Origin of the sequence: Aeromonas sp. QDB39 (assembly GCF_027707585.1) — a bacterium.
GTDB classification, from domain to species: Bacteria; Pseudomonadota; Gammaproteobacteria; order Enterobacterales; family Aeromonadaceae; genus Aeromonas; species Aeromonas hydrophila.
Genome location: NZ_JAPCIV010000080.1, coordinates 1 through 6988, shown reverse-complemented (window position 1 = coordinate 6988; position 6988 = coordinate 1). Strand labels below are relative to the sequence as shown.

Annotated in this window: 6 protein-coding genes; 5 read left to right on the top strand and 1 reads right to left on the bottom strand. The window is 55.9% G+C overall.

Translation table 11 applies throughout. The annotated features are described in order from the left end of the window. Nucleotides 1-115: 115 nt before the first annotated feature. Both PG899_RS24330 and PG899_RS23520 read left to right on the top strand, forming a co-directional pair. Nucleotides 116-1045, top strand: a complete 930-nt coding sequence (locus PG899_RS24330) for a lipopolysaccharide kinase InaA family protein (RefSeq protein ID WP_442866368.1) — start codon at nt 116-118, stop codon at nt 1043-1045. Further along, entirely contained in the window at nt 937-2133 is a 1197-nt protein-coding gene (locus PG899_RS23520; RefSeq protein WP_423244482.1) for an SEL1-like repeat protein, read from the top strand. Before PG899_RS24330 ends, PG899_RS23520 begins: the two co-directional genes overlap by 109 nt. Before the next feature lie 46 nt (nt 2134-2179). On the opposite strand, the gene PG899_RS23515 is transcribed toward PG899_RS23520, so the two are convergent. Beyond that, nucleotides 2180-3388 carry a tyrosine-type recombinase/integrase gene (locus PG899_RS23515; RefSeq protein ID WP_103859016.1) on the bottom strand — a complete coding sequence of 403 codons (1209 nt, stop codon included), beginning with the start codon at nt 3386-3388 and terminating at the stop codon, nt 2180-2182. Nucleotides 3389-4127: 739 nt separating this feature from the next. Between PG899_RS23515 and PG899_RS23510 the strand changes: the two genes are divergently transcribed. From PG899_RS23510 to tssI, 3 genes are all read left to right on the top strand, one after another. Further along, on the top strand, nt 4128-4898 hold the full coding sequence (locus PG899_RS23510; RefSeq protein ID WP_179101302.1) for a LuxR family transcriptional regulator: 771 nt from the start codon (nt 4128-4130) through the stop codon (nt 4896-4898). A gap of 230 nt (nt 4899-5128) precedes the next feature. Next, nucleotides 5129-5647 (top strand): type VI secretion system effector Hcp1, encoded by a 519-nt coding sequence (gene hcp1, locus PG899_RS23505; protein WP_010634822.1) that lies wholly within the window; start codon nt 5129-5131, stop codon nt 5645-5647. Nucleotides 5648-5924: 277 nt separating this feature from the next. Beyond that, nucleotides 5925-6980, top strand: a complete 1056-nt coding sequence (tssI, locus tag PG899_RS23500; protein WP_270697780.1) for a type VI secretion system tip protein TssI/VgrG — start codon at nt 5925-5927, stop codon at nt 6978-6980. The last annotated feature ends 8 nt before the right edge of the window (nt 6981-6988 follow it).

The following is a 6988-nucleotide window of genomic DNA, read 5'->3' as shown; positions in this document are numbered from 1 at the left end:
GAAGCGTACCCTAACTGGTAGTTGACCGCCTCTCTCCTATGCACCATGGGCATTGCACTTATTATCTGAATTCACGAGACTGGTGCAGATCACTCATCATCTCCTACTTAATCCTATGATGCTGACTACACTCAACTTGCACGGCAAGAAATACTACTACCTACTATTACACGACCAACTCGGGCTGGCTCACTGGTCATTGCAGCAAACCGAACTGACCCGTCAGCTGGAGCACATCGCCAGCAGCCAGTTCTGGTTGCATCCTGCCAGCAATACGTTGTGCAAGATAGTACCCGACAAGTACCCCCGCTGGACTCTTGGCTGGTTGTGTCGAGACTTGCTCAACAAGCGGCTGATCGGCCATATTGACGCTTTTCGGGAGTTACAAAGTAATCGGCGTCTGCACAAGGCTGGCCTACGGGTTGTTCCCTGCAAGGCTGCGGGCATTGCGCTTAATCCGCTTAATCCCCGCGCTTCTTTTCTCGCAGTGCGCTACCTGACAGATCATCACTCTGGTGAAGACTACTTTCAGCGGAGCGACGAGGCCGGTCGGCTGTCCCTGCTGCACAGGCTCGCCCAGGATATCGACCACCTGGCAAGGCATGGCTACTACCACCGAGATCTTCATTTGGGTAACATGATGATCTCTCCTTGCGGCCACATCGTCTGGATAGACACCCATGTGCGCCGCCTGCCTAGCAATCTGGAACGGCGACGCCAAGTCATACTCTCATCCCTCGAGCCTGGTAAACTGTTCGGGCAGTTCTATAGGGATTATCTGCTGGTCCAGTTACGCAGCCTGGCGAACGCCCCCCAGTCACTTCCACTGCCCCACGTACTGACACCGAGTTATCCCAAGCGGCAAAGCAGGGGGATGGACGAGCCCAGTATGAGCTGGCCAAACGCCTGGCGAGCAAGCCCGATTACCCCAACGCCATGCACTGGATGCAGCAGGCCGTCGAGCAGTCTGGCCCCTTGGCCGCCGATAAAAAGATCCGCGCCAGCGCTGCTTGGCAAGTGGGTGACTGGTATCAGGCCGGACTAGGTGAGCCCAAAAATCCAGTGCAGGCTACTCAGTGGTGGCAGCGTTCAGCTCGTCTTGGTAACACCAACGCCAGCTATCGGCTGGGCCTGATGTGCCAGGAGCAGCATCAAGGCAAACTGGTGAGCGAATGCCTCGATTGGTTCGAGCAGGCAGCTAAGCAGGATCATGCTGAAGCACAGTTGATCCTAGCCCGCTGGTACAGCACCCAACCGGGTGCAGATACGGACGCCATCAAGTGGCTTGAGCAAGCCGCAGAACTGGGTAACCGTGATGCCCAGTACCTGTTGGGTCAGCGATATGTGCAAGGTAAAGGGGTCGTCAAACGACCAGACCTCGCCCAGCGCTGGAACGACAAGGCTGCGGCTCAGCAGCAACGGGATGCGTTGTTACTGCAAGCCAAGCAGGCCTCACCCACCCATGCTTTCGCTACCTATCAGCGCGCTGCCAATGCGGGTTCTGCCGAGGCAGAGCTCTGGCTTGGCATGGCGTATCTGGCCGGGGAGCAGGTATCAGCCGACCCCGCTTTGGGACGTTACTGGCTGGAGCTGGCTGCTGGGCACGGCTCCCATGAAGCCGAGTACCAACTGAGTTTGCAGCAGGTGGACCGCGAGCAGCAGATCCACTGGTTAACTCGGGCTGCTGACGGTGGTGTACCAAAGGTATTGTTCGAGCTGGCGGAGCTACAGCATAAGCAAGGTGAACTGGCGCAGGCCAGAGCCAGTTATGCCAAGGCCGCCCAACAAGGACACATTCTCGCCCAGTACACCTACGGTGAAATGCTGCGTCTGGGACAAGGGGGAAAAGAGGATTACGCGCTTGCTCTCAAGCAGTATCGCCTAGCGGCCCAGCAGGGCGACCGCCAAGCCCAATACCGAATGGGGACATTGCGTGAGGAAGGCTTGGGGGCTCCTCGTAACCGGGTGCATGCTTATGCTTGGCTGTCACTGGCGGCGACAGAAGGAATGCCTGAGGCTGTACGGGCCCGTGATGAACTCGAGGCCGCGATGACCAAGCCGGAAGTCAAACAAGCGCAGAAACTCTCTGAGCACTGGTTTGGCAAGATGTCATCAACGGCTAAGAAAAGCTAAAAAAAAAGAACATAGAAGGAAGCAGCCTTGGTGGGCCGCTTCCTTCTTATTCAGTTGGTGAATTACCGGATACAAACTCAGCCCACGCATCCATCATTGGACGTCGCTGATCCAGCAAGTCCGTGCGGTGGTAGGCGGCTTCTACCTTGTTCTGCACTGTGTGAGCTAATGCTCGTTCAGCGAGATCCCGCGCATAGCCCTGCTCGCTGCACCAGTCTCGAAAGCTAGAACGAAAGCCATGAGCAGTGGCCATTCGGCCAGGTGTGCAACTCCCTGCTTTGGCTCTTCTCAGAAACATCGTCAACACTGTGTCTGAGAGCGGTACTTGGTCTCTGGGGGATGGGAATACCAACTCGTCATGTAATCCCCTTAACCCTTTCAGGATTTCGACGGCACGAAGAGATAACGGAACACGATGTTGTTGTTTGGCTTTCATACGCTCGGCAGGCAAAGTCCAGACCCTTGCCTCCAAATCGACTTCTGACCACTTCATGGCTCTGACTTCACCTGAACGGCAAGCAGCCAGGATCAAGAACTCCAGCATGGAGCGGGTTACATCGTACTGTTGCGTTGTTCTCAGATGTTTTTGCACAAATGCAGGGATATCACGCCAAGGCATTGCAGGCTGGTGTTCTACACGCACAGATTTGCTGGGTTGAGCCGGTAATAGGTGGCTTACCACATCCACTGGGTTTGCAGAGGTATAGCCATGGGCCCATGCCCAAGCCATGACTGCGTGTAGCCTCTGTTTAACACGGCTTGCCGTTTCCGGGATCGTCAGCCATATCGGTTGCAAAACGGAAGCGATATGAGCTGGGGTGATGGTATCAATGGAGATAGTGCCAATTGCAGGAAAGGCATACTGTTCCAATGTGGTGATCCATTGCTTGCCGTGTTTTGGGTTCTTCCAACCAGGTAACAAGCTTTCGTAGACGAGTCTGGCGGATGCTTCCAACGTCGGGATCTTCGGCTTGTTCTGCTCCTGCAGCCGGATCTCTAGTGGGTCCAGATTATTCGCCAGCTGTTCCCGCATTGCCTGGGCGTCTCGAGCAGCGTCAGCGATGGAGATCTCGGGGTAAGTCCCGAGGCCAGCGTTACGTCGTTTCTTCGTCAGTGGGCTGACATAGCGGAACACCCACTTTCCTCTGCCCTTGATGGTAGAGGGGTGTAGCGTCAACCCGGTGACGCCACCATGAGCAAGGGGCTTATCTTCAGGCTTGATGTTGCGGGCTTTGGTATCGGTGAGGATTGCCATCAGGTAACCTCCTTGAGAATTGAATATGCCACTCAGTATGCCACCAAGCATGCGCAGTGGTAATATGTGATTGGGATGGATTGGACTGTGTTTGTTTCTAATATACTGATAGTAAATGGCTTGCTGGATTGGTGTGGAGTTGATTGGACTTAATTACGGCGGGCACCTCCTCCGCCATTTATTCAGCCAAAAAGGCCATCCGAAAGGATGGCCTTTTTGCGTTTAAATTCCTTCTTTTATTCTGCCTGTGATCGGGCAAGCCATCTTTATCCACGTATATTCCGACACTTGGCTAAGGCTTGCTGTCTTCCCGCCTATTTTGCTCAGTGTTCACTGTCAGACCATCACCGGACAACCAAGCGTATCGATCATCTCCGTCGGCCCCGATCTTCGCACTGGTCGGTGGGGATCTCGTCTCGCTGGCTCCTCAGCCACAGCTTGAGCACCTTCTGTTGCGTGATGCAGGAAGGAGCTGAGGGTTGTTGACCACCGGTGAGGGAGAGAGCCATGGCAAATGTTGCAATGCTTAACATCCGTAGGGGTCACGACTGGTTGCTGGTGGAACGCTTGAGGTTTTCTGTAGCATTTCATTACAAAAATTACGATTCGATAGCATAAAGTGTGGGAGAGTTCTGATTTTCCTATATGCCGGAGTGTGTCATCTGTTGACGCTTGTTAACATTCAGCATGTTTCCATGTTTGGCTAGCCTACCTTGTGCACAATCCTCATACCTCAGAGATGAATACCCTGCACGCGCTGGATCTCATCGGCCAGTTCGAGACGGCCGCTGACGATCGCACCATAGTGACCCTGCTGCGCGAGCTGAGCGGTCGTATGGGATTCGACTATTTTCGCCTGGCCCTGATCTTTCCCAGTACTATCCAGCGCCCGGACGTCATCATCTTCAACGGCTGTCCGCAGGCCTGGGTGGATACCTACACCAGCAGCGGCTTCTTTGCCATCGATCCCATCGTCAAATGCGCCATGACCAGGAGCACTCCTATTCTGTGGGCCGATGTGGTGAACGATGAGGCGCGTTGTGATGAGCAGGGCCGAGAGGTGATGCAGTTGGCCAGCGAGTACGGCATTTGCGACGGCATCACCCTGCCCTGGCATGGAGCCAACGGTCATGTCGGCCTGCTCTCTTTTATCACCAGTACGCCTCGCACCCAACAGCAATGGCTCTCTGCAGTGCCCTTTATCAGCTGGCTCTCCATGCATATTTTCGAGGCGGTGGCCCGGGTCTGTCTGGCGGGCCTGTCACCGCACGATGCGCTGAGTTTGCGGGAGCTGGAGGTGTGTCGCTGGGCGGCGGAAGGCAAGCAGGTGAGCGATATTGCCCAGATCCTGGGGATCACTCCCCGTACCGTGACGTTTCATCTGAACAATGTGGTCAGCAAGCTGGGTGCCAGCACCAAGAGCCAGGCCATTTCATGGGCATTGAAGCAGGGGATGGTCAGGTTGAACGTGGAGATGGCGTTGGTTGCCAATGTGGATGAAAAGCAGTGATTATGTTTGTTACAAGCAACTTGTTGCGTAGGTAGCAAGATGTTCCACTGTGAGTGCAAGAACTAATGGTGCAATAGTCTGCTGGTTGCAACTTTTTGCGCCATGTATCCGGCAGGACGGCTTGCCTGTTTATTAAATCTTTGAAAAATAACTATAAAAAAGAGTGGCATGGTCGCTGCTAACTGGTTCGGTCGAGTGTCATTACCGTTCAACCAATCAGGAGCATACACATGCCAACTCCATGTTATATCAGCATCGAAGGTAAAACCCAGGGCAATATCACCGCCGGTGCCTTCACTTCCGATTCCGTCGGCAACATCTTCGTGCAGGGCCACGAAGACGAGATGCTGGTACAAGAGTTCCAGCACGTTGTGACTGTGCCGACTGACCCGCAATCTGGTCAGCCTGCTGGTCAGCGTGTCCACAAGCCGTTCAAGTTCACCGTTGCGCTGAACAAAGCTGTGCCGCTGATGTACAACTCTCTGGCCTCCGGCGAAATGCTGCCGAAAGTGACCCTGAAGTGGTACCGCACCTCTGTCGAGGGCAAGCAGGAGCACTTCTTCTCCACCGTGCTGACTGATGCCACTATCGTTGACATCGACTGCCAGATGCCCCACTGCCAGGACCCGGCGAAGTCTGACTTCACCCAGCTGATCCAGGTCTCTCTGGCCTACCGCAAAATCGATTGGGAACACACAGTTGCCGGCACTTCCGGTGCGGACGACTGGCGTGCGCCGATCGAGGCGTAACTTGCCCATCAGGGGCACTGCTTGCGGTGCCCCTTGTTTTCTTAACGCTTAGCCCGTTGCTTTCAACCGAGTCAGCTAGTTTCCCCCTCATTTTTCTTATGTCCGTTTGCCTGGTGTGAGCGGGTACAAGAAAAAATCCGGGTTTACGTCTTGCCGCACGCCGTCAAGGGCGTGCGGTAGCCATGGTGTCAGAAAAACCGGGGCGATGGCGGATCTCCCACCCGGCTTGCAGTGCCCCGCCTGATGGGGCTACACGACATCTCAGAGGCGCTCAGCGATGGCAGACAGCACAGGATTACAATTTACCGTCAAGGTGGGGGCCCTGCCCGAGAGCACCTTCGTGGTGGCCGAGTTTGCGCTGGAGGAAGCGCTCAACCGGCCATTCAACCTGCGCCTTGAGCTGGCAAGTGGCCAGCCCGACATCGACTTTGGCGCCGTGCTGGACCAGCCGTGTGAGCTCTTGGTGTGGTACAACGGCGAGCTGCAGCGCCGGGTCTGCGGGGTGGTCAGTGACTTCGCGCAAGGGGACAGCGGTTTTCGCCGCACCCGCTATCAGCTCATGGTGCAGCCGGCGCTGTGGCGGCTGTCGCTTCGCTACAACTCCCGCATCTTCCAGGCGCAGAAGCCCGATGAAATCCTCTCCATCCTCTTGCAAGAACACGGCATCACCGACTACGCCTTTGCCCTGAAAAACGAGCATGCCAAGCGGGAATACTGCGTTCAGTACCGGGAAACCGACCTCGATTTCGTGAACCGGCTCGCCGCCGAAGAGGGGATGTTCTACTTCCACGAGTTTGAAGCGGGCAAACACCGTATCGTGTTTGCCGACGACGCGGCGGCATTGACTCAAGGCCCCGAGCTCTTCTTCAACCTCGGTAACCGCTCGCTGGAGCAAGGCCCCTATGTACGGCAGTTCCACAACCGGGAGGCGGTGCGCCCGTCGGATGTGGAGCTCAAAGACTACAGCTTCAAGACCCCGGCTTATGGCCTCTCCCACAAGAAGGTGGGGGCGGAGCTTGCGCATCAACGGGATACCTACCAGCACTTCGATTTTCCGGGCCGCTACAAAGCGGACCCGAGCGGCAAGGCCTTCGCCCAGCACCGGCTCGATGCGCTGCGCAATGACGCGGTGGCGGGCCAGGCTAAGTCCAACTGCGCGGCTTTGCTGCCGGGGCAAACCTTCTCACTGACCGAACACCCCAACGGCAGCCTCAACACTGACTGGCAAATTGTGCGCATCCAGCACACCGGCTTGCAGCCACAGGTGCATATTCCGGCCGATCATGAACACCAATTCCGATTCAACGTGAACACCATTTCCGGACCAATGTGAACGCTCAT

What these genes read in the sequence shown, in the direction of transcription:
- PG899_RS24330 (WP_442866368.1), top strand. Translation starts at nt 116, where the DNA reads ATGATGCTGACTACACTCAACTTGCACGGCAAGAAATACTACTACCTA.
- PG899_RS23520 (WP_423244482.1), top strand. Translation starts at nt 937, where the DNA reads ATGCACTGGATGCAGCAGGCCGTCGAGCAGTCTGGCCCCTTGGCCGCC.
- PG899_RS23515 (WP_103859016.1), bottom strand. Translation starts at nt 3,388, where the DNA reads ATGGCAATCCTCACCGATACCAAAGCCCGCAACATCAAGCCTGAAGAT.
- PG899_RS23510 (WP_179101302.1), top strand. Translation starts at nt 4,128, where the DNA reads ATGAATACCCTGCACGCGCTGGATCTCATCGGCCAGTTCGAGACGGCC.
- hcp1 (WP_010634822.1), top strand. Translation starts at nt 5,129, where the DNA reads ATGCCAACTCCATGTTATATCAGCATCGAAGGTAAAACCCAGGGCAAT.
- tssI (WP_270697780.1), top strand. Translation starts at nt 5,925, where the DNA reads ATGGCAGACAGCACAGGATTACAATTTACCGTCAAGGTGGGGGCCCTG.